The following is a 21,872-nucleotide window of genomic DNA, read 5'->3' as shown; positions in this document are numbered from 1 at the left end:
TGTTCTATACTGTTTCTAATTCTTCTACCATTTGTACTTCTGTCTCTAAACGTTTTAGAGCACGCTTGTATTCCGTTGGCATTACGCGAACAAAATTCTTTAAGCTTGTTTCCCAGTTAGCTAATAATTTTTCACCTAATTTACTTTCTGTATATTTTACATGCTTTTCAATCATGGCTTTTAAATCATTTGCATCTTTCTTGAGAATCTTTTCAAACTCAATTGTTTCGGTGTTACATAATCCGTTTACAAACTTATTTTCTGGATCATATACATAAGCGATTCCTCCACTCATTCCTGCAGCAAAGTTTCTTCCTGTTTTACCAAGAACAACTACTTTTCCTCCTGTCATATACTCACAACAGTGATCTCCAACTCCTTCTACAACTGTTATTGCTCCAGAATTTCTAACAGCAAAACGTTCTCCTGCAATTCCATTTATATATGCTTCTCCACTAACTGCTCCAAACAAGCAAACATTACCAATAATGATATTGTTTTCTGCAATAAAATCTGCTTTGGCTGGTTTTTTAACAATTAATTTAGCTCCAGATAAACCTTTTCCTAAATAATCGTTTGTATTTCCTTCTAGCTTAAACGTTAAACCAGGTGCACCAAAAGCTCCAAAACTTTGACCTGCTGAGCCTTCAAAATTTATATTCAATGTGTCTTCAGGTAAACCTAAATGACCATATATTTTTGAAATTTCATTACTAACAATAGCTCCAACTGTACGATCTGTATTACTTATTGGATAGGAAAGTGCCATTTGCTCTTTTCTATACAATGCTCTGTGCGAATCTTTAAGAATTGTAAAATCTAAAACATTATCTAAATTATGATCTTGTTTTTCAGAATTTTTAACAGGCATTTCTCTATAACCAGCTGGTCTGTGTAAGATTGAAGATAAATCTAAACCTTTAGCTTTATAATGACTAATTGCTTTATTTGCATTTATTTTATGTGTTTGACCAATCATTTCATCCATAGATCTAAACCCTAATTCAGCCATAATACTTCTTAATTCTTCTGCTATATAATAGAAGAAATTAATAACGTGTTCTGGTGTTCCTTTAAAGTTTTTACGCAACTCTTTATCTTGTGTTGCTATACCAACTGGACACGTATTTAAATGACATTTACGCATCATAATACATCCTGAGGCTACTAAAGGAGCTGTTGCAAAACCAAATTCTTCTGCTCCTAATAATGCTGCAATTGCTACATCTCGTCCTGTCTTTAATTGACCATCACATTCTACAACAATTCTACTTCTTAAATTATTAAGCACTAAAGTTTGTTGTGCTTCGGCTAAACCAAGTTCCCAAGGTAAACCTGCGTGTTTTAAAGATGTTAAAGGTGATGCACCTGTTCCACCATCATAACCTGCAATTAAAACTACATCTGCTTTTGCTTTAGCAACACCTGCAGCAATAGTTCCAACACCAACTTCTGATACTAATTTAACATTAATTCTTGCTTCACGATTTGCATTTTTTAAATCGTAAATTAATTGTGCTAAATCTTCAATTGAATAAATATCGTGATGCGGAGGCGGAGAAATTAACCCAACAAACGGAGTTGAATTTCTTGCCGATGCAATCCATGGCAATACTTTTTCACCCGGTAACTGACCACCTTCTCCAGGTTTTGCACCTTGTGCCATTTTAATTTGAATCTCTTTAGCATTGGCTAAATAATGAGAAGTTACTCCAAAACGCCCAGAAGCTACTTGTTTAATAGCAGAATTTCTACTGTCTCCATTTACATCTGGTTGAAAACGTCTTCTATCTTCTCCTCCTTCTCCAGAATTAGATTTTCCTCCAATTCTGTTCATTGCAATTGCTAAGTTTTCATGTGCTTCACGAGAAATTGACCCGTAAGACATTGCTCCCGTTTTAAAACGTTTTACAATTTCTGTCCAAGGTTCTACCTCATCAATAGAAATTGGATCAATATTATTAAATTCGAATAAACCACGAATGGTCATTAAATTTTTTGATTGCTCGTTGATGGTTTTTGCATATACATCATAACTTGCTTGATCGCTTAACCTAACAGCTTGTTGTAATTTTGCAACAGTAGTTGGGTTAAATAAGTGCTTTTCTCCGTTACGTCTCCATCTGTAATCACCACCAATGTTTAAACCTAAACTCTTATTAACTTCTGTAGTTGGATATGCGTGTTTATAACGTAAATTAATTTCTTTTTCAATTTCATACAATCCAATTCCTTCAATTCTAGAAGCTGTGTATGGGAAGTATTTTTCCACAAATTGAGAATTAAAACCTACAATTTCAAATATTTGAGAACCTCTATAAGAATGTAATGTTGAGATTCCTATTTTGTTCATCACTTTTAAAATACCTTTTCCAATAGCAGTATTAAAATTATCAACCGCTTTTTGCTCGTCCATTCCAGTTATAAAACCTTCTTTTACTTGCGATCTAATAATTTCATTTACCATATATGGATTCACAGCACTTGCTCCATAACCAAATAAAGTTGCAAAATGATGTGGCTCTCGTGGTTCTGCTGATTCAATAATAATATCGAAATAAGAACGCTTACGTAAACGATTCATTTGATGATTTACATAAGAACAAGCTAATAAAGCAGGAATTGGAGCTAAATCTTCATTTACACCTCTATCTGATAAAATTATAATGTTAGTTTTTCTATCTAGTGCTTTTTCAATTTGAACAATAATATTGTCTAAAGCGTCTTCTAGTCCATTAAGCCCTTTATCTTTTTGATATAAAATACTTACAGTTTCTGCCTTAAAACTTTCAACAGAAATATTTCTTATTTTATCTAAATCGTCATTAGAAATTACCGGGTTTTGGATTTTTAATTTTCTACATTGTCTTTCTGTAATGCTGAAAATGTTTCTGTCCTTACCTAAGGACAAACTAATGTCTGTTACTATTTCTTCACGAATTCCGTCTAAAGGCGGATTCGTTACTTGCGCAAATAATTGCTTAAAATAGTTTGAAATTATTTGAGGTTTGTTAGATAAAACTGCCAAAGGAGTATCAATTCCCATAGAACCCAAAGCTTCTTTAGATTTTTGAGCCATTGGCGTAATTACCTCTTGTATATCTTCAAACGTATAGTTAAATAAACGTTGCCTTGTTCTAATATCGGTAGTTTCTACTGGGCAAGTTTCACCAGTATAAGGTAAATCTTTTAAGTGCAATCTTGTTTTGTCTAACCACTCTTGATACGGTCTTTCTTTAACAATTTTACTCTTTATTTCTTCGTCATTTATAATTCTACCTTGGTTCATGTCTACTAAAAACATTTTACCTGGTTCTAAACGTCCATGACTTTCTACATCTTCTGGTGCAATATCCACTACACCAATTTCTGAAGACATAATTAATTTACCACTTTTGGTAACTGTATATCTAGACGGTCTTAATCCGTTTCTGTCTAATAAGGCACCAATATAATTTCCATCTGTAAATGGTACAGAAGCTGGTCCATCCCAAGGTTCCATAATACAAGAATTGTACTCGTAAAATGCTTTACGCTCTGGAGACATTGTTTTGTGTTTTTCCCAAGCTTCAGGAATCATCATCATCATTACTTCAGGTAAAGAACGCCCAGTATGTGTTAACAATTCAACAACCATATCCATTGAAGCTGAATCTGATTTTCCTGGTAATATAATTGGAAATAACTTTTCTATTTGTGGTCCAAAAACATCACTTTTCATGATTTCTTCTCGAACACGCATTCTACTAACATTACCACGCAATGTGTTTATTTCACCATTTTGACACATAAATCGAAAAGGTTGCGCTAGCTCCCAAGTAGGCATTGTGTTGGTTGAAAAACGTTGGTGTACTAATGCTAAACGTGTTACTAAATCTGTTGCTTGTAAATCTTTATAATACGGCCCAATATCTTCAGGCATTATAATACCTTTATAAATAAGTGTATTGGTTGATAAACTAGACACATAGAAATAAGAACTTTGCGACATTTTTGAGTTCGCAATGGTATGTTCTGTTATTTTACGTGCAGCATATAGTTTTGCATTAAAGTCTTGTTCAGAAACCTCATTAGATTTTCCAACAAAAAGTTGTTCTATATTTGGTTCTGAAGCTAAAGCTATTTCTCCTAGTTGAGTAGAATCTACTGGCACTTCTCTCCATCCAATTACAGAAAGACCTTGTGCAATAATTTCTTTTTCAAAAGTATCTTTACAAAACTTATATTGGTTAATGTTTTTTGGTAAAAACACCATTCCAACAGCATATTTTCCTTTTACAGGAACCTTAAACCCACAAACTCTTCTAAAGTACGCATGCGGTATATCTATTAACAATCCTGCTCCATCTCCTGTTTTTCCATCAGAACTTACACCTCCACGGTGTTCTAACTTCACAAGAATCTCTAATGCATCATGTATTATTTGATTTGTCTTCTCTCCTTTAAGGTTACAAATAAACCCAGCTCCGCAATTTTCATGTTCAAATTCGGGCAAATAAAGTCCTTGCTTCTTCAGCATATTCAAAAAAAATTTAAAGGCTTTTACGCCATATTACACCTCTAATATAAACCCAAGTATTCAATTAAAAAAAAAGTTGAATCACTTTTCCGAAATTCACAATTTGAAGGTAAAAAAAAGAATTATGCATATTAAAAGATGCTTTTTTCTATCAAATAAGCAATGCGTAAAATTCAATAAATATTGATTTTTTATTGCGAAAAATTTGATAAAAATTAAATTTTAATGAAAATAATTCATGAAAAATTAAATTTTAATGAAAATAAAATAATTTCAAAATATCAATTTTATAAAAAATAATACCAAAATTTATCATACTCAATAATTTTTATATGTTAAAATAACAGAATCATAAAAATGAAATTTCTGTGTCCATATATTTTTTTTTGAAGCATTTTTTGAGATAGATTTGAGGGCTTAATACATAAACTAAAACAACTTAATTATGAAAAAAATTATTTTTACTTTATTATTAGCAACTAGCTTAATAGCATCTGGACAAGAAAAAGTAGACAAAGAAGAAAAAGGCAAATTTACCTTAAGCGGAACCGTAGATGTGTATGGAACTGCAAATTTTGTAGATGGATCTGGAACCCCTGGAATACTAATTGCTAATCCTGGAAATGCTAATGGATTTGGTTTAGGATTTGCAAATACTGTATTTGCTTATACAAAAGGAAAAACTGGTGTTGTAGCAGATATTGCTTTTGGACCAAGAGCAGATGATGCTAATATGGCTGGAGCAATAAACCAATTATATGCTTACTATGAGGTAAGTGATAAAGTAACAATTACTGCAGGTCAGTTCAATACTTTCTTAGGCTATGAAGTTATTAACCCTTCAGCAAATTTTAACTACACTGTTTCTTACTTATTTAATGCAGGTCCTTTTTCTCATACAGGAGTTAAATTAGATTATACTTCTTCTGAAGACTTATCTTTTATGCTTGCACTTACAAATGCACACGGTATTTCTAGTGCTGATGGTAACTTTGGAGGAGATATGCAAATTGGTGGTCAAATTGGGTACAAAGGCCAATTCTTAAACGTAATTTACGGTTCTGATGGATCAGCGGATGATGCTTTATATTTAGATTATACAGGTGGTTTTGATTTATCTGACACTTTCTTTTTAGGAATAAATGCTGCTTATGCAAATTCTTCTGATACAGATTCTGGTTATACAGGTGCTGCTTTATATTTACAAAATACTTTCTCAGATACTTTTGCTTTAGGTTTACGTCCAGAATACTTTAAAGTAAGTGCTGGAACTGCAGATGCAGATGTGTTTGCTTTAACTTTAACAGCTAATGCATCTTTAACTGATAACCTAAAATTAATTACAGATTTAAGATATGATTCTTCGGAAGATGGATTAATAGAAGCTTTTGCGGCAGAAAAAAGCGTATCTGCATTAACATTAGCTGCAGTTTATTCTTTCTAAAAAAAACAAATTAACTAACTAATAATTTTAATTATGAAAAAAATTGAAGCAATTATCAGAAAATCGAAGTTTTCTGTTGTAAAAAAAGCATTACATGATGTAGATGTAAACTTCTTCTCTTATTGGGATGTTACTGGTTTAGGTAACGAAAAAGAAGGTCACGTTTACAGAGGTGTAAGTTATAGTACAAGTGATATTCAACGTAGATATTTATCTATAGTTGTTAATGATGATTTTGAACAAATAACTATAGATGCCATACTTAAATCTGCTGCTACAGGAGATGTTGGTGATGGTAAAATATTTGTATCAGATATCTCAGAAGCATATCGAATTCGAACGGGAGAAAAAGGAGGAGGAACTTTAAAGAAAATATCTAAATAAAAAAAACATGGAAATTTTTACTACAAATAATGTGTGGATGATGATCTGTACAGCACTAGTTTTCTTTATGCATACAGGTTTTGCATTCTTAGAAATTGGTTTAACAAGACAAAAAAACACAATAAACATACTATTTAAAAATATCTTTATTATTACTGTAGGGTTATTGCTTTACTATTTAGTAGGGTTTAATTTAATGTATCCTGGTTTTGCTGAAGGATCAGCAGGAGTTTTAGACTTTGCTGGTTTTGGTATTGCACCTCCAGAAAATGGAATGACTCCAGAATATGCAGATGGAGGTTATACTTGGTGGACAGATTTCTTATTTCAAGGAATGTTTGCAGCAACAGCAGCTACTATAGTTTCTGGTGCCGTTGCAGAAAGAATGAAAATTGGACCTTTTATGATTTTTACAATAATCTATGTAGGATTAATTTATCCAATTGCTGGTTCATGGAAATGGGGTGGAGGATTCTTAGACCAATTAGGTTTCTATGATTTTGCCGGTTCTACACTTGTTCACTCTGTTGGTGGTTGGGCTGCTTTAGTTGCAGTTTGGTTACTTGGATCTAGAATAGGTAAATTTAAAGACGGTAAACCGCAAGCAATTCCTGGACATAATATTCCTTTAGCAACAGCAGGTGTTTTAATTTTATGGTTAGGTTGGTTTGGATTTAATGGAGGTTCTGTACTTTCTGCAGATCCAGCATTAACATCTTTAACGTTAGTTACAACATGCTTAGCTGCTGCTGCAGGTGGTGTAGTTGCTGCTTTAGTTTCTTTTATCAGGTATAAGAACTTAGATTTAACAATGTTTTTAAATGGTATTTTAGGAGGTTTAGTTGGTATAACTGCTGGTGCAGATGTAATGACACCAGAAAGCGCTATTTTAATTGGTGCTATTGCTGGAGCACTTATTGTATTTGCGGTTAGTTTTGTAGATGCAATTAAATTAGATGACCCAGTTGGAGCAATTGCTGTACACTTAATCTGTGGTATTTGGGGTACGTTAGCTGTTGGTATCTTTTCTACAAACCCAGATCATAAATTTTTAGCACAATTAACAGGTGTTGTTTGTTATGCTGCAATATGTATTGTATCATCTTTTATAATATTTTTCACCTTAAAGAAAACAGTTGGAATTAGAGTTTCTGAAAGAGAAGAATTAGAAGGTCTTGATGCTCATGAACACGGTATGGATGCTTATCCAGACTTTAGATTGAACGAGCATTAATTTTAGTTAAATTCAAAATAAAAATCTCGAAACATATTTGTTTCGAGGTTTTTTTATGCCATAATTTTTTCAAAATGAAACCAAAAAAAGGCCTGTCAAGTTTTTAAAATTGACAGGCCTAACTTTATTAATTATTATTCTTTCTTATGCAGAATTTCTACTAGCATTTATATTACCAAATAGAGAACGTGTAACAAGTTTCTCATAAACTTTTATTTGTTCTTCATCTTTAGTTTCTGCTTTTTCAAGCTCCTGTATTTTCTTTAAAGCATATTGCTGTATTGTTAACAGTGGTAAAACTATAGACTCTCTAACTGCAATAGAGGCACTTCCTGCCGGCTCTTCTTGCATAAGTTCTGTATAACCAGTAAGTTTTAGAAGTAATCGTTTAGAAGTTTTGTATTCTTCATAAATAACATTCCAGAAACCACCGTACTCTTCATCTTCACTCATGTATTTTGTTAAATCAAAAAATGATTTTGATAACGACATCATGCTGTTTTCAATCAATGTTTTAAAGAAATCAGAAGTTTTAAATAAAGTTTGTACTTTTTCAAATGTATTTGTGTCTTCATAATGTTTTAAAGCAGTACCAACTCCAAAAAAGCCAGGTACATTTTGTTTTAACTGACTCCAAGAACCTACAAAAGGTATTGCTCTTAAATCTTCGAAAACTAAACCTTCTGCCTTTCCTCTTTTTGATGGGCGACTTCCAATATTAGTTTTTGCATAATATTTTAAAGTACTCATGTACTCTAAATACGAAATGAATTTTGGATGCGCCTTAAAATCTGAATATGCCTTATAGCTTCGTTCAGATAAATCTGTCATTACTTCTCTATTTTCAGGAAGCATACTTAAATCTTTATCGCTTAAACTATTATAAATACCTGAACTAATTAATTGTTCTAGGTTGTATTGAGACGAATCTAATGTTCCAAAATTAGAACTAATTGTTTGTCCTTGTATTGTTAATTGTACTTCTTTATCTTCAATTGTTGGTCCTAGAGAAGCATAAAAATTATGTGTTTTTCCACCACCACGAGCTGGAGGTCCACCACGACCATCAAAGAATATAACAGTAACACCGTATTTTCTTGAGATTGTAGTTAGGTTCTCTTTTGCTTTATAGATTGCCCAATTTGCCATTAAATAACCACCATCTTTTGTTCCATCACTAAAACCAAGCATAATTGTTTGCTTGTTTCCTCTAGATTTTAAATGCGCAGCATATTCAGGATTTGTATACAAATCTTCCATTACTTGAGGCGCATTTTCTAAATCTGTAATAGTTTCAAATAAAGGCCCAACATCAACTGTTAATTTATCTTGAAAAGCAACTAATTTTAGCATTGCAAACAACTGCATAACATGTAAAGTTGTTTGATTATTACTAATAATATAACGGTTTGCTGCTACTTCACCATTTGTAGTTTGAATGGTTTTTATAGCTTTCATTGTATTTAAAGCCTTCAGCGTTTCTTCATCTTTAATTAAAGATAAATCTACTGCGCCTTCAACTTTAGACAATAATTTTACTTGTTCGCTTTCTGGTAAATCATGATAATTTTTAGGAAATATAGCACTACCACTTTCAATTAAAGCGTTTACCATATCATTAAAAAACTGTTCGTGTTTTCTACTATCTTGTCTAATATCTAAATTTGCAAAATGGAATCCGAAAAGGTGAATTTTATTCAATAAACTATTTACTTCAGTAACATAAAGCGATTGATGTTTATCAATAATTACTTGTTTTATTTCCTTTAATTCAGAATTAAAAGACGTTAAAGTTAAATCTGATTCTTGATTAGTAATCATTTTATATAACTCACGTTCTAATATAGTTATACGGTTTTCTACATCTTCAAATGTTAATTTTCTTCTTAATCTTCTAATGTCACGATAATAGTTTTTAATAACTGTTTCTCGTAATCTATTAGCTACTTTTAATGTTATTTCTGGAGTTACAAATGGATTTCCATCTCTATCTCCTCCTGGCCAAAAACCAATATTTATAATATCATTATTAATGTGTTCTCCGTCAAAAATATTTTGTTGAATGTAATCGTAAATTGACCCAAAAGATTTATAAAACACATTTTCTAAATACCATATTAAACTAACAGCCTCATCATAAGGTGTAGGTTTTTCATGTTTAAAAAATGGGGTTTTTCCTAACTGTGCTAAAAGATCGTTTATTTTAAGTAAATCATTTTCACGTATAGCTTCAGTTAAATCAGTAATAATACCTAAAACTGAACCTGGATAAAACTGTGTTGGATGGGCCGTTAATACAATACGTACTTTAAATTCTTCAAGGTAAGCTTTAAGTGCTTCTAATTTATTTTCAGCAGTTGCATTTTCTTTTAAACTACGCAACGTTCCAATACCATCCATGTTATTCACAAATGGAAAAGCAGCATCTTCAATAGCATCAAATAATACAACTTGACGCTCTATATATTGAATGAATCTGAATAATAAATTAGTCTGACTCTCTTTTGATCTACTAGATTGATATTTTTTAAAAAACGTTTCTACAATAGTTGTAGGGTTATCTTTTTGAGAAAATCCTTTCTGGCAAGTCTCATGGAAAAGTGGTAAAAGAGCACCTGTTTTAGTAATTGTATCAAAAGGCAAAGTCATAAATATACTGTTATATATCTGATATTTAGACAGTACGTTTTGATTAAACCTTATGAGTTTTGGTTGTGTTGCCATTGAATTTATATTATGGTAGATTGTCCTAAATGAATATTCTTAAAATTAAGATTAGAGTCATTTGGGTTAGAAATATAATCAGCTATAAAATCTCCAACTTTAGAAGTAGATACATTATGATCTGCATTAATATCTGGAGTTGTTATATTAAGAATTAGCGCTTTTTCAACTGCTTTTCTAATTAAATCTGCTTCAGCAAATAATTCAAAATGATCTAAAAGCATTGCTGCAGATAAAATAGAAGCAATTGGGTTTGCAATTCCTTTTCCTGTAGCCTGAGGATACGAACCGTGTATTGGCTCAAACATTGCAAATTTATCACCAACCGACGCCGAAGCCAATAAACCAATAGAACCACCAATTACACTAGCTTCATCACTAATTATATCTCCAAACATATTTTCAGTTAAAATAACATCAAACTGCTTTGGGTTTAAAATCATTTGCATTGCTGCGTTATCAACAAATAAGAAGTCTAATGCTACTTTTGGATAATCTTTTGCAACCTCTGCAACTACTTTTCTCCACAATCTAGAACTTTCTAAAACATTTGCTTTATCAACCAAAGTAACTTTGTTATTTCTAGATCCTGCTGCTTTAAAAGCTAAATGAGCAATACGTTTAATTTCTGGTTTTGTGTATAAACATAAATCCGAAGCCGTATTTCCATCTTCACTTAAATACTTTTCGCCAAAGTAAATTCCGCCAGTTAATTCTCTATAAATACTAATATCTGTACCTTCAATAATATGCTTTTTTAAAGGCGATTTATCTAATAATGTTTCATAAGCCTTAACAGGTCTTATGTTTGCATACAAACCTAAAGACTTGCGTAAACGTAATAAACCCTGTTCTGGACGTACTTTTGCATCTGGATTATTATCATATTTTGGATCTCCAATAGCTCCAAATAAAATAGCATCTGTTGCTTCGCAAACGTCTAATGTTTTTTCTGGTAACGGATTTCCTGTTTCATCAATTGCAATTGCACCAACGGGTGCGTGCTTATACGTAAATGTATGATCAAACTCTAAAGCAATTGCATTTAAAGCCTTAATTGCCTGTTCTGTTACTTCTGGACCAATACCATCTCCTGGTAAAACTGCTATTTTTAATTTCATCTAATTATTTATTTTGTTTGGGCGTTACTTTATCCTGAAAGCATTCAGGACCAAGTCGCGCTTTCCATTATATCTTTTTTCTCGTTCCTAAAAAAAAGGATGCCACTTCAATCGCTAACGCGCCTATTAAGAATTTGCATTTTCAAAAGCCTCAATCACTGCCTTTTTACTTAGCAAGTAATCAATATCGTCATAACCATTAATCATACAAGTTTTTTTGTACGCATCAATTTCAAATGACTCAGACAAATTGATATTATTTACAGAAATAGTCTGTGCTTCTAAATTAACATTTATTACTGTTTCTGGAGTGTTTTCTATCGTTTTTAAAAGTTCTTTTAAAAAACTTTCTGAAACCTGTACAGGTAACAAACCATTGTTTAGCGCATTACCTTTAAAAATATCAGCAAAAAAACTAGAAACAACTACTTTAAAACCATAACCGGTTAAAGCCCAAGCTGCATGTTCTCTACTAGAACCACAACCAAAATTATCTCCAGCTACTAAAATTGTTCCAGAATAGTTAGCATTGTTTAAAGCAAAATCTGTATTTACAGAACCATCTTTTTGGTATCTCCAATCTCTAAAAACATTGTCTCCAAACCCTTTTTTATCTGTTGCTTTTAAAAAACGTGCAGGTATAATTTGGTCTGTATCTACATTCTCAATTTGTAACGGAATTGCCCTAGAATTTAATGTTGTAAACTTTTCCATATTAATTAAGTTGTTTTGTAATATCAATAATTTTTCCTTCCACAGCAGTTGCTGCCGCTACTAACGGACTTGCTAAAATAGTTCTAGAACCTTGTCCTTGTCTTCCTTCAAAATTTCTGTTTGATGTAGAAACGCAATATTCACCTTGCGGAATTTTATCATCATTCATTGCTAAACAAGCCGAACAACCTGGTTGTCTTAATTCAAAACCAGCTTCATCAAAAATATCTTTTAAGCCTTCTTCTATAATTTGAGATTCTACTTGTTTACTTCCTGGAACCAACCAAGCAGTAACGTTTTCGGCTTTTTGCTTTCCTTTTATAAAGTTTGCAGCAACTCTAAAATCTTCAATTCTAGAATTGGTACAACTACCAATAAACACGTAGTTAATTGGTTTATTTATCAAACTTTCTCCAGCTTCAAAATTCATGTATTCTAAAGACTTTTTAAAAGAAGCATTGTCTTCTACAGGAATATTTTCAGTAATTTTAATTCCCATTCCAGGATTAGTTCCATAGGTAATCATTGGTTCTATATCTTCTGCATCAAAAGAGTATTCTTTATCAAAAGTTGCGCCTTCATCAGTTGGTAATGTTTTCCAATGTGCTACTTTTTTATCAAAAGCTTCTCCTTTTGGAGCATATTCTCTACCTTCAACATAATCAAAAGTGGTTTGATCTGGAGCAATCATTCCTCCACGAGCACCCATTTCAATACTCATATTACAAACTGTCATTCTTCCTTCCATACTCATTTCTTCAAAGACATTTCCTGCATATTCGCAAAAATATCCTGTTCCAGAATTGGTACCTAATTTAGAAATAATATAAAGAATAACGTCTTTTGGTAAGACGCCATTCTTTAATTTACCATTAACCGAAACTCTTAAACTTTTGGGTTTTGTAAGTAACAAACATTGACTCGCAAATACTTGTGCTACTTGACTTGTTCCTATACCAAATGCAATAGTTCCGAAAGCACCATGAGTTGAGGTATGACTATCTCCACAAACCATAGTCATTCCCGGTTGCGTAATACCTAATTCTGGAGCCATAACATGTACAATGCCATTATATTTATGACCTAATTCAAATAATGTGATGTTATTTTTATGGCAATTTTTTGATAATTGTTCTAGTTGTTTTCTAGATAATTGATCTTTTATGGGTTGATCTTGATTTTGTGTTGGTGTATTATGATCTGCGGTTGCAACAATCTGGTTTGGTCTAAATACAGGAATTCCGCGATCTTCTAATTCATTAAAAGCTTGCGGACTTGTTACTTCGTGTATTAAATGTTTGTCTATATATAGAACCTGCGGTCCATTTTCTATAGTGTCTACAACATGTGCATCCCAGACTTTATCAAATAGTGTCTTCTTCATCTATGCAGAAATTATTTGTTTGTATATTTTACTAGTTTCTATTATTTGATGAATGTCTGCATCATTAATTTCTTTCTTTTTATCTGCAAAAGTTAAAAAGCTTGCATAAATTTCATCTAATTGTAATTTTGTTAATTCGTATCCTACGTTTTTAGCTCTATACGCCAAAGCTGCTCTACCACTTCTAGCTGTTAAAACAATAGCAGATTCTGTTACACCAACGTCTTTAGGATCTATAATTTCGTACGTTTCACGGTTTTTTATAACGCCATCTTGGTGAATTCCAGAACTGTGTGCAAATGCATTTGCACCAACAATTGCTTTGTTAGGTTGTGTATAAATACCCATACTGTCTGAAACAAGTTGGCTCATTCCATACAACATTTGTGTATTAATATTGGTGTTTAAATTTAGATAAGGATGTTGTTTTAAAACCATAACAACCTCTTCTAAAGCAGTATTTCCTGCACGTTCTCCAATACCATTTATTGTACATTCAATTTGGCGAGCTCCATTTATAACACCTTCAATAGAATTAGCTGTTGCTAAACCTAAATCGTTATGGCAATGGCAAGATAAAATTGCTTTTTCTATACCCTTTACGTTTTCTTTTAAGTACTTAATTTTGGCACCATATTCACTTGGTAAACAATAACCTGTTGTATCTGGAATATTTAAAACCGTTGCACCCGCTCTAATTGCAGCCTCGCAAACTCTTGCTAAATATTCATTATCTGTTCTTCCAGCATCTTCTGCATAAAACTCAACATCTTCAACAAAAGATTTTGCATATTTTACAGCATTAAAAGCGCGTTCAATTATTGCATCTTTATTAGACTTAAATTTATGAAATATATGTGAATCTGAAGTTCCAATTCCTGTATGAATTCTTGGTTTTACAGCATATTTTAAAGCTTCCGCAGCTACTTTTATATCATTTTCTACAGCTCTAGTTAAACCACAAACTGTAGCGTTTTTTACTATTTTAGAAATTTCTTCTACAGATTTAAAATCACCAGGACTAGAAACCGGAAAACCAGCTTCAATAACATCAACTCCAAGTTGATCTAGCTGTTCTGCAATAATAACTTTTTGTTCAGTGTTTAATTTACAACCAGGAACTTGTTCGCCATCACGCAGTGTTGTGTCAAATATTTGGATTTTATCGTTATTCATTATCTAAAATAATTATCATTATAGAATCAAATGTATATATTGGCTATTCATAAAAGTTTACTCTTAAAAACTTTTCACGACATCAAGTTATATAAATAAAAACATAAAACACTAATTAACAGTATTTTAAATGAATTTTTTTACAAAATCTAACCAACAAAATGATGCTTTATTTGTACTAATTCAGTCTTTAACCAAGTCAGAAAAGCGTCAATTTAACTTGTATATTGGTAGATTAGGCGGTAATACTGATGCTAAATTTTTTATTTTATTCAAATTTTTAGAAAAGCAAAAAAAGTATGATGAAAAAGCTATTTTAAATAAAGGAATTGTAAGTAAGCAACAATTATCTAATTTAAAAGCGCATTTATACAAACAAATATTGGTTAGTTTACGTATGAATCCTGCTCACAAAAACATAAGAGTTCAGGTACGTGAGCAATTGGATTTTGCTACTGTTTTATATCAGAAAGGATTATATAAACAAAGTTTAAAATTACTTGATAAAGCAAAAACACTTGCTATTGATAACGAAGAAAAAAACATTGCTTATGAAATTGTTGAATTAGAAAAAATAATTGAAAGCCAATATATAACAAGAAGTATTGACACAAGAGCAGATGAGCTTACAATACAAGCCAAAGAACTAAGTCAACAAAACGTACTTACCAGTAAATTATCTAATTTATCTTTACAATTATACGGTGTTTTATTAAAAACTGGTTATGCTCGTAATGATGATGAACTTCAAAAAGTAAACAATTATTTTGATTCTCGATTACCTGATTTTGAGTACAAATCTTTAGGTTTTAGAGAGCGCCTTTGGTTATATAAAGCGCATTTATGGCGAAGTTTTTTAACACAAAACTTTATAAACGGATATAAATATTCTTCTAGCTGGGTTAATTTATTTAGAGAATACCCAAAAATGATTCAATTAAACCCTGTTTTTTATCTAAAAGGGATTAATTATTTATTGGAATCTTTATTTATTATTCAACATAAAAAAGAATTTAATAAAGAGTTAGCTTTATTTGAATCCGCTATTAAAGAAGACCAAATTCCTATAAATGGAAATACTGAAATATTAATTTTTCAGTATCATTATGCCAATCAACTTCACAAACATTTTTTAGAAGGAACCTTTAAAAAAGGTGAATATTTAGTTGAAGAAATTAATAAAAAAGCACTTGAATACAATAATAGATTAGATAAGCATCACATAATAACCTTGTATTATAAAATTGCCTGTTTGTATTTTGGAATGGGAGAAAACAAGAAGTGTATCGAATATCTTTCTAAAATAATTAGCGCTAAAAACCTATATGTTGGCGAAGATTTACAGTGTTTTGCAAGGATTTTAAGTTTAATTGCACATTATGAGTGTGGCTTAGATTATCATTTAGAAAAGCAATTTAAAGAAACCTATAAATTCTTGCTAAAAATGGAAAACCTACAAGAGGTTCAAAAAGAGTTTATTTTCTCTATAAAATCTCTTCAAGATGTTTTTCCTAATGAAATGAAAAACGAATTTAAGAAGATTCATGGCCGATTAAAAGTGTACGAAAATCATCCTTTTGAAAAAAGAGCTTTCCTTTATTTAGACATTTTATCTTGGCTAGAAAGTAAGATTGAGAACAAACCTATTGCTCAAATTATTCAGGAAAAGAGCGCTAAAAAGTAAAAAACTCTAAAAATCTTACGATTAATAGAGTTTTTTTGAGGTGTCTAGCGGATACCGAAGTATTTTTTTATTAGTTTTTACTTATTCTTAAAAAGACTAAAAACCTTATTAAATATAGGGATAATGACATAGTAAAAACATATAAATAATAATTGACACACAAAACGTGGGTAATATTGTGGGTAATATTGTAAATAAAAAACATTAAATTTGCAATATAAATAAACAACATATTGGCTAACATAAATTTTAAATTAAACAACGGAAAAGCTACTGAAAACGGAAAAGAGTATTCGATTTACATTAGATATAGGTTTGGAAGAAAAGTAGATATTAGAAAAGCAATAGGCTTTAAATCAAAACCAGAAGATTGGAATAGCGAAAAACAAGAAGTAAAAAATAGAATTCATTTAAAAAATCGTGTTAAAGTCAATAATCTTATCAAAACTTTAATTAGAAGAATTGAAGATTTCGAAGACAATCTTATCCAAAATGGTAAACAACCAGATCAAAAATATGTTGAAAGAAACTTTAAATCTTTCTTTGGAAATAATGATGATAAATCAATTCCAAAAAATTTATTTGATTTTATTGATGCTTTACAAAAGCGTCCAGATATAAAAAAAACTAAGGCTAGTGGAACGTTAAAGAATTATTTAATTACTGAAAACATACTAAAACGATTCAACAAAGAAGTTTATAAAATCGATTTCGATAATATAGACATAGATTTTTATAACGATTTTATAGATTGGTGTGAAAAACAGAATCTAACTAGGAATTACATTGGCAAACTCATTCAAACTTTTAAATTTTTCTTAAACACAGCTACATTAGAAAAAATTAATACTAATTTAGAATTTAAGAATCCTCGTTTTAAAGTTATCAGAGAAGAGGTTGATAATATTTACTTATCTCTAGAAGAACTAAATAAAATTTACAAATTAGACTTATCCCATCATCCTAAATTAGACCAGTCAAGAGATCTATTTTTAATTGGTGCATACACAGGATTGCGTGTTTCAGATTTTAATTACCTCAATAAAGAAAATATTTACGAATATAATGGGGAAACGTTTTTAAATGTAAACACTAAAAAAACACCAAAAAAAATAATAATACCTCTACGTCCAGAAATAAAAGAAATTCTAAATAAACATGGTGGTCAACCACCAAAACGAATGCCAGACCAACAAATAAATTACAAAATAAAGGAAGTATGTGAAAATGCAGGTATAGATGAGAGAGTCAGCACAACAAAAACTATTGGCGGAAAAAAAGTAACAACAAAAAGCTTTAAATTTGATCTCGTAAAGACTCACACTGCTCGTAGGTCATTTTGCACCAATGCATATCTGAGCGGTATGAATCCAATCGACATTATGCAAATTAGTGGGCACTCCAGCGAAAAAACCTTTTTGAACTATATAAAAGCAGATGCTTTACAAAAAGCAGTTAAAATAGGTTCACATCCTTTTTTTAAAGGAGAAAACAATCACGAAAAATTAGTTAAATAATGACTTTCAAAGAATTAGAAAATGAAATTGAAGACATAATGATTCTAAAGGCAGATGATTTAAAAGAAATTTCAGAAAAAGAATTATTAAATTTCATAAAAAAATTAAAAAGGAATCAGAAAAAGGTTGACATTTTAAAAGAACATAAAAACCACTCTAATGTCACTTTAAATGCTGAAAAACGTAAACTCTATATAGAAGAAAAAATTGATGAGATTGAAGAAGTATTAGAGTCTTTAACTAAAAAAGAAGAGCTTCAAAAATCATTTCCAGAAAAAAAGAAAAGAGGCTACACTTTAAATCAAAAATTTGAAATTCTCAGAAAGACAGGTTACATAGAACTAATATTAGAAAGATTTGATACAGAGCTACAATATGAAATTTTTAGTAAACTTTTCGATTGCAATATAGATACTGCAAGAAAAATTCATTGCGGTACCTATAGAAAAACTAATGATGTTAATCCCTTAGAGTTTGAAAAATTTTTAAAACAGATAAAACTTAATAAAATATAATTTGGCACTCCTTTGGCACTAAAAAAAAGTGCCACACACTGATTCTCTCTTTCTTTGTAGTGGAAAAATTAAATCCATTATAAATGATCAAATCAACAATTATTCAATTATCGCCAAAAGAATTGGCAAACTTCATTAGCTGTGAGCTAAAAGCAGAACTTATAAAGCTCACAGCAAATCCTAAAATTAAAAATTTAATTTCTACGGATAAACCTCACTTGACCCGAAAAGAGACTGCAAAATTTTTCGACGTCAGCCTAAACTGCATAAACGATTGGAGTAAAAAGAATATTCTAAAGCCTTTTAAAGTAGGACAAAGAACTTATTTTAGAAAGTCAGATTTACTCGATACATTATTTTCCTGCAAATAGCCAGTAATCTATTGACTATTATTTTACAACCTATATAGGAATAAAAATTACAAGCAGTTATCTCTACCTAAAGTAGAAACATCATTTTTTTATAAACCAAATTTTTATGCCAATTAGTAATTTCTGATTGTAATGAATCATAAATACTAATTTATAAGATAACATCTTAAAAAAACAAGTAAAATTATTAAACACAAAACAACTTTGAAAAACTCAACACCAAAAACCCAAAAGGTAAATCACTCTTTTCCAGTAGAAATATTCCCAAATAGTATTCAGGAATTGATTAAAGATGCTGAAAAGACAGAAGGATATTACCCAGACTATCTGAGCGCTGGAATTTTATCTAACGTTGCAACTGCAATGGGCTCTAATTTTAGATTAGACAATGGTTCCTATGACAGTCAACCTATCTTATGGTTAGTTATTGTAGGACAATCTGGAGGTGGTAAAACTCATCCATTAAACTTTGCAAAAAAACCTATTGAAGAAAAAGACAAACAGAATTATTTAGTTTTTCAAACTTCAATGAAAAAATATAATGCAAGGGATGACAAAAAAGGCAATAAACCCAGTTATGTAAAATCAATTTTAAGTGACTTTACTCCAGAAAAACTTGCTGAAAATCTACAGCATAACGAAAAAGGAGTATTAATATTTAAAGACGAACTTATTGGCTGGATAAAAAGCTTTGATCAATATAGAAAAGGTGCTGATCAACAGCTGTACTTGGAATTATTCAACGGAGGAACTTTGTCTGTAGACAGGGTGTCAAAACCATCTATAAGAGTAGAAAAAACTAATGTAAACGTTTTGGGAGGAATTCAACCTTCAGCATTGAAAGATATGGCTAAGAACAACAGAAATGACGATGGTTTTTTAGCTCGATTCCTATTCGTTTATCCAATAAAATCTAAACCTAATTTATTCTCTGGAAACAAAATACAGTCTAAACATACAGATGGTTACAAGAAATTTATTCACGATATCTATAATGCTGATAATATAAATTTAAAAGCTTCTTCGAGTCAAATTAAAATTTATCAAAAATGGCAACACAAAAAAGTTAAACAATATCATAATGATGATTCTCAATCTAAAATACAAGCAAAATTGCAGACTTATGTTTGGCGTTTAGCATTAATTATAGAAATAATGGAGCAAGCTAACTGTAACAAGTTTACAAATACAATATCCGACACAAGTATCGAGAAAGCAATAAAGCTTGCTGAATACTTTAGAATGACTGCAATTAAAGTGTATGATAAAATATCACCATCGAGTCCTTTAGATAGTTTACCAAAGAACAAAGCTGATCTCTACAAAGCTTTACCTAAAAAATTCAAAAGAAGCGAAGTATTACCCATAATAGAAGAACATAATATTAAAGGAGGTACAATAAATCGTTTTTTAAGCAACAACGAACTTTTTATAAGATTAGATGGTAATGGAAACTATGAGAAAAGAGTATAGTGCGTTGACCATGTTTACCATAGTTGACCAAAACCAAAAAAGACTACAACCCCTACTATCATTGAGATTAACCAACATTACCACGTTTACCTCAACTGTATAAAAAACTAAAAAAAAGAATTAAAAAAAAAGAATAATATCCGAAGAAAAATACATGAGAATGTACAGTACTACTGAGAGTGTTTTAGTAAAAACAAATAATAATAAATAATTATTTCAGACAAAGAAAACAACTAAATGGAAATTTAAATCAATTGGACAAGAAAAATTGAAGATGTCAAAAATCGGGAGCCCTTATAGTTTCTTATAATAACATATATGCCCCCCGATTTTTTCAACCTCAATCCCAACAAGGGGTGCAAATGTGTTTTTGAAAATAAAAATCAAGATTTAAAAAATTATAAAACAGATTAGAAGAATTTAAAATTTCAAGCTATTTATTTAAGTTTAGTCTACCTACCATTTTACAAGTTTCAAAATGTAATTTCCATTTAAGAGAATAATTAATAATCAAAAAAATAAAAGAATCATGTTAAATACAAAAGAACAAAAAGTGGATTTATACCACAAAAAAACGAATCAATTACATTTCGAAATAATCTTTGCAGAGGTTATTAAAGAAAGAAACATTAAAGAACACTCAATTTACCTAACTAACGAATTGGAATACGAATTATTCAAAAAAGATCCTCTTGCATATTGCAATGTCGTTTTTAAAAAAGAAAAACCTAGCATATTCTATGAACTTGATTTATTCCACGCTCGCTTATTACATAGAATCAAACCAAATTATATAAAGCTACTAAAGCTAAGAGGTTATTAAAATATGATAGACTTCTGCGATAATATAGAAATAAGGAAACATGTAAGAGAATTTACCAAAGAAATACATTGGCGAAAATTTATAAATGTTTTTGAAGAAGCGATGAAATCTATACCAAACTCTCACAATAATACATTCGATTTTCAAAAAATACAACATATTAAATGTAAAAAAAATCCTTTGGAATACATTGAATTCTTTAATTCAAGAGACAAATATTTAATATATTTTAAAATTTGGATTTATCAATTAAGAATTACTCCTACTTAATATAATCACAATGGTTAACTTTACATAAAGAATAAAAGCAACAAGAAACGATTACCATTTCTTGTTGCTTTTTCTTTTTTATCTCTCCAAAAAAGATATAATTTCACTCATCATATTCTCCCATGCAAACCACGAAAGCCAATTAAAATAATTGGTTTCGTCTGTTGGACTTGGTTTGTTTTCTAGTCTTCCGCATCCATTTTCGAATTCTTCTAACATTTGTAATATTGGTAAATGATGCTTTTTTGCAAAAGCTACAGTATCCACATAATAAATCATACCAGACACAGATCCGCTATTTGCAGAGTAGTAATCTTGAGGATACTTTTTAATTAAAGACCAATCTACATCACCTTGTTTCAATATTTCCTTATGAAAATTTGGATGTGAACTATAATTTTCTAAAAACTCTTTTTTACTTAAATTAGACATAATATTTGTTTATATCTAAGGTTTTTAAAAGCTTTATTAGTTCTTAAAAGAACAAAAAACTTATTTCCTAGTATTTCAAATTACAAG

The 21,872-nt window shown here is 30.6% G+C and carries 16 protein-coding genes; 9 read left to right on the top strand and 7 right to left on the bottom strand.

Annotated features, from left to right (window positions below):
- Positions 1-4: 4 nt before the first annotated feature.
- Entirely contained in the window at positions 5-4,519 is a 4,515-nt protein-coding gene (gltB, locus tag LPB136_RS11485; RefSeq protein WP_237267389.1) for a glutamate synthase large subunit, read from the bottom strand.
- Positions 4,520-4,964: 445 nt separating this feature from the next.
- On the opposite strand from gltB, the gene LPB136_RS11480 reads away from it, so the two are divergent.
- Genes LPB136_RS11480 through LPB136_RS11470 form a run of 3 tightly spaced genes read left to right on the top strand, consistent with a single transcriptional unit; the run spans position 4,965 to position 7,581 of the window.
- Positions 4,965-5,963 carry an outer membrane beta-barrel protein gene (locus LPB136_RS11480; protein WP_072556459.1) on the top strand — a complete coding sequence of 333 codons (999 nt, stop codon included), beginning with the start codon at positions 4,965-4,967 and terminating at the stop codon, positions 5,961-5,963.
- A 33-nt stretch (positions 5,964-5,996) separates the two neighbouring features.
- Positions 5,997-6,347, top strand: a complete 351-nt coding sequence (locus tag LPB136_RS11475) for a P-II family nitrogen regulator (protein ID WP_072556458.1) — start codon at positions 5,997-5,999, stop codon at positions 6,345-6,347.
- A 7-nt stretch (positions 6,348-6,354) separates the two neighbouring features.
- Complete coding sequence (locus tag LPB136_RS11470; RefSeq protein WP_072556457.1) at positions 6,355-7,581, top strand: ammonium transporter; 1,227 nt, start codon at positions 6,355-6,357, stop codon at positions 7,579-7,581.
- A gap of 144 nt (positions 7,582-7,725) precedes the next feature.
- On the opposite strand, the gene LPB136_RS11465 is transcribed toward LPB136_RS11470, so the two are convergent.
- The 5 genes from LPB136_RS11465 to LPB136_RS11445 form a co-directional block, all read right to left on the bottom strand.
- Positions 7,726-10,305, bottom strand: coding sequence for a phosphoenolpyruvate carboxylase (locus LPB136_RS11465; protein WP_072556456.1), 2,580 nt, complete (start codon positions 10,303-10,305; stop codon positions 7,726-7,728).
- A gap of 5 nt (positions 10,306-10,310) precedes the next feature.
- Complete coding sequence (gene leuB, locus LPB136_RS11460) at positions 10,311-11,426, bottom strand: 3-isopropylmalate dehydrogenase (RefSeq protein WP_072556455.1); 1,116 nt, start codon at positions 11,424-11,426, stop codon at positions 10,311-10,313.
- Positions 11,427-11,552: 126 nt separating this feature from the next.
- Complete coding sequence (gene leuD / locus LPB136_RS11455; protein WP_072556984.1) at positions 11,553-12,140, bottom strand: 3-isopropylmalate dehydratase small subunit; 588 nt, start codon at positions 12,138-12,140, stop codon at positions 11,553-11,555.
- 1 nt (position 12,141) lies between these two features.
- Positions 12,142-13,524 carry a 3-isopropylmalate dehydratase large subunit gene (gene leuC / locus LPB136_RS11450; RefSeq protein WP_072556454.1) on the bottom strand — a complete coding sequence of 461 codons (1,383 nt, stop codon included), beginning with the start codon at positions 13,522-13,524 and terminating at the stop codon, positions 12,142-12,144.
- Positions 13,525-14,700, bottom strand: a complete 1,176-nt coding sequence (locus LPB136_RS11445) for a 2-isopropylmalate synthase (RefSeq protein ID WP_072556453.1) — start codon at positions 14,698-14,700, stop codon at positions 13,525-13,527.
- Positions 14,701-14,830: 130 nt separating this feature from the next.
- Between LPB136_RS11445 and LPB136_RS11440 the strand changes: the two genes are divergently transcribed.
- The 6 genes from LPB136_RS11440 (at position 14,831) to LPB136_RS11410 (ending at position 21,353) form a co-directional block, all read left to right on the top strand.
- Positions 14,831-16,384: a hypothetical protein gene (locus LPB136_RS11440; protein WP_072556452.1), complete on the top strand. Its 1,554-nt coding sequence runs from the start codon at positions 14,831-14,833 to the stop codon at positions 16,382-16,384.
- A 233-nt stretch (positions 16,385-16,617) separates the two neighbouring features.
- A complete protein-coding gene (locus LPB136_RS11435) occupies positions 16,618-17,901 on the top strand; it encodes a site-specific integrase (RefSeq protein ID WP_072556451.1) in 1,284 nt (427 codons plus the stop codon).
- Positions 17,901-18,416: a hypothetical protein gene (locus LPB136_RS11430; protein WP_072556450.1), complete on the top strand. Its 516-nt coding sequence runs from the start codon at positions 17,901-17,903 to the stop codon at positions 18,414-18,416. The genes LPB136_RS11435 and LPB136_RS11430 overlap by 1 nt, the downstream gene beginning before the upstream one ends.
- 83 nt (positions 18,417-18,499) lie before the next feature.
- Entirely contained in the window at positions 18,500-18,787 is a 288-nt protein-coding gene (locus LPB136_RS11425) for a helix-turn-helix domain-containing protein (protein WP_072556449.1), read from the top strand.
- Positions 18,788-18,991: 204 nt separating this feature from the next.
- Positions 18,992-20,260: a DUF3987 domain-containing protein gene (locus LPB136_RS11420; RefSeq protein WP_158009636.1), complete on the top strand. Its 1,269-nt coding sequence runs from the start codon at positions 18,992-18,994 to the stop codon at positions 20,258-20,260.
- 826 nt (positions 20,261-21,086) lie between these two features.
- The gene (locus LPB136_RS11410) at positions 21,087-21,353 is read left to right on the top strand and encodes a hypothetical protein (protein ID WP_072556446.1); all 267 of its coding nucleotides are present in this window, start codon (positions 21,087-21,089) and stop codon (positions 21,351-21,353) included.
- Positions 21,354-21,431: 78 nt separating this feature from the next.
- On the opposite strand, the gene LPB136_RS11405 is transcribed toward LPB136_RS11410, so the two are convergent.
- Positions 21,432-21,785 (bottom strand): DUF7222 domain-containing protein, encoded by a 354-nt coding sequence (locus LPB136_RS11405; RefSeq protein WP_072556445.1) that lies wholly within the window; start codon positions 21,783-21,785, stop codon positions 21,432-21,434.
- Positions 21,786-21,872: the final 87 nt, after the last annotated feature.

Source organism: Tenacibaculum todarodis (assembly GCF_001889045.1).
Lineage (GTDB): Bacteria > Bacteroidota > Bacteroidia > Flavobacteriales > Flavobacteriaceae > Polaribacter > Polaribacter todarodis.
Note: the sequence above shows the minus strand (reverse complement) of the source record. Positions and strands in the feature narration are given on the sequence as shown.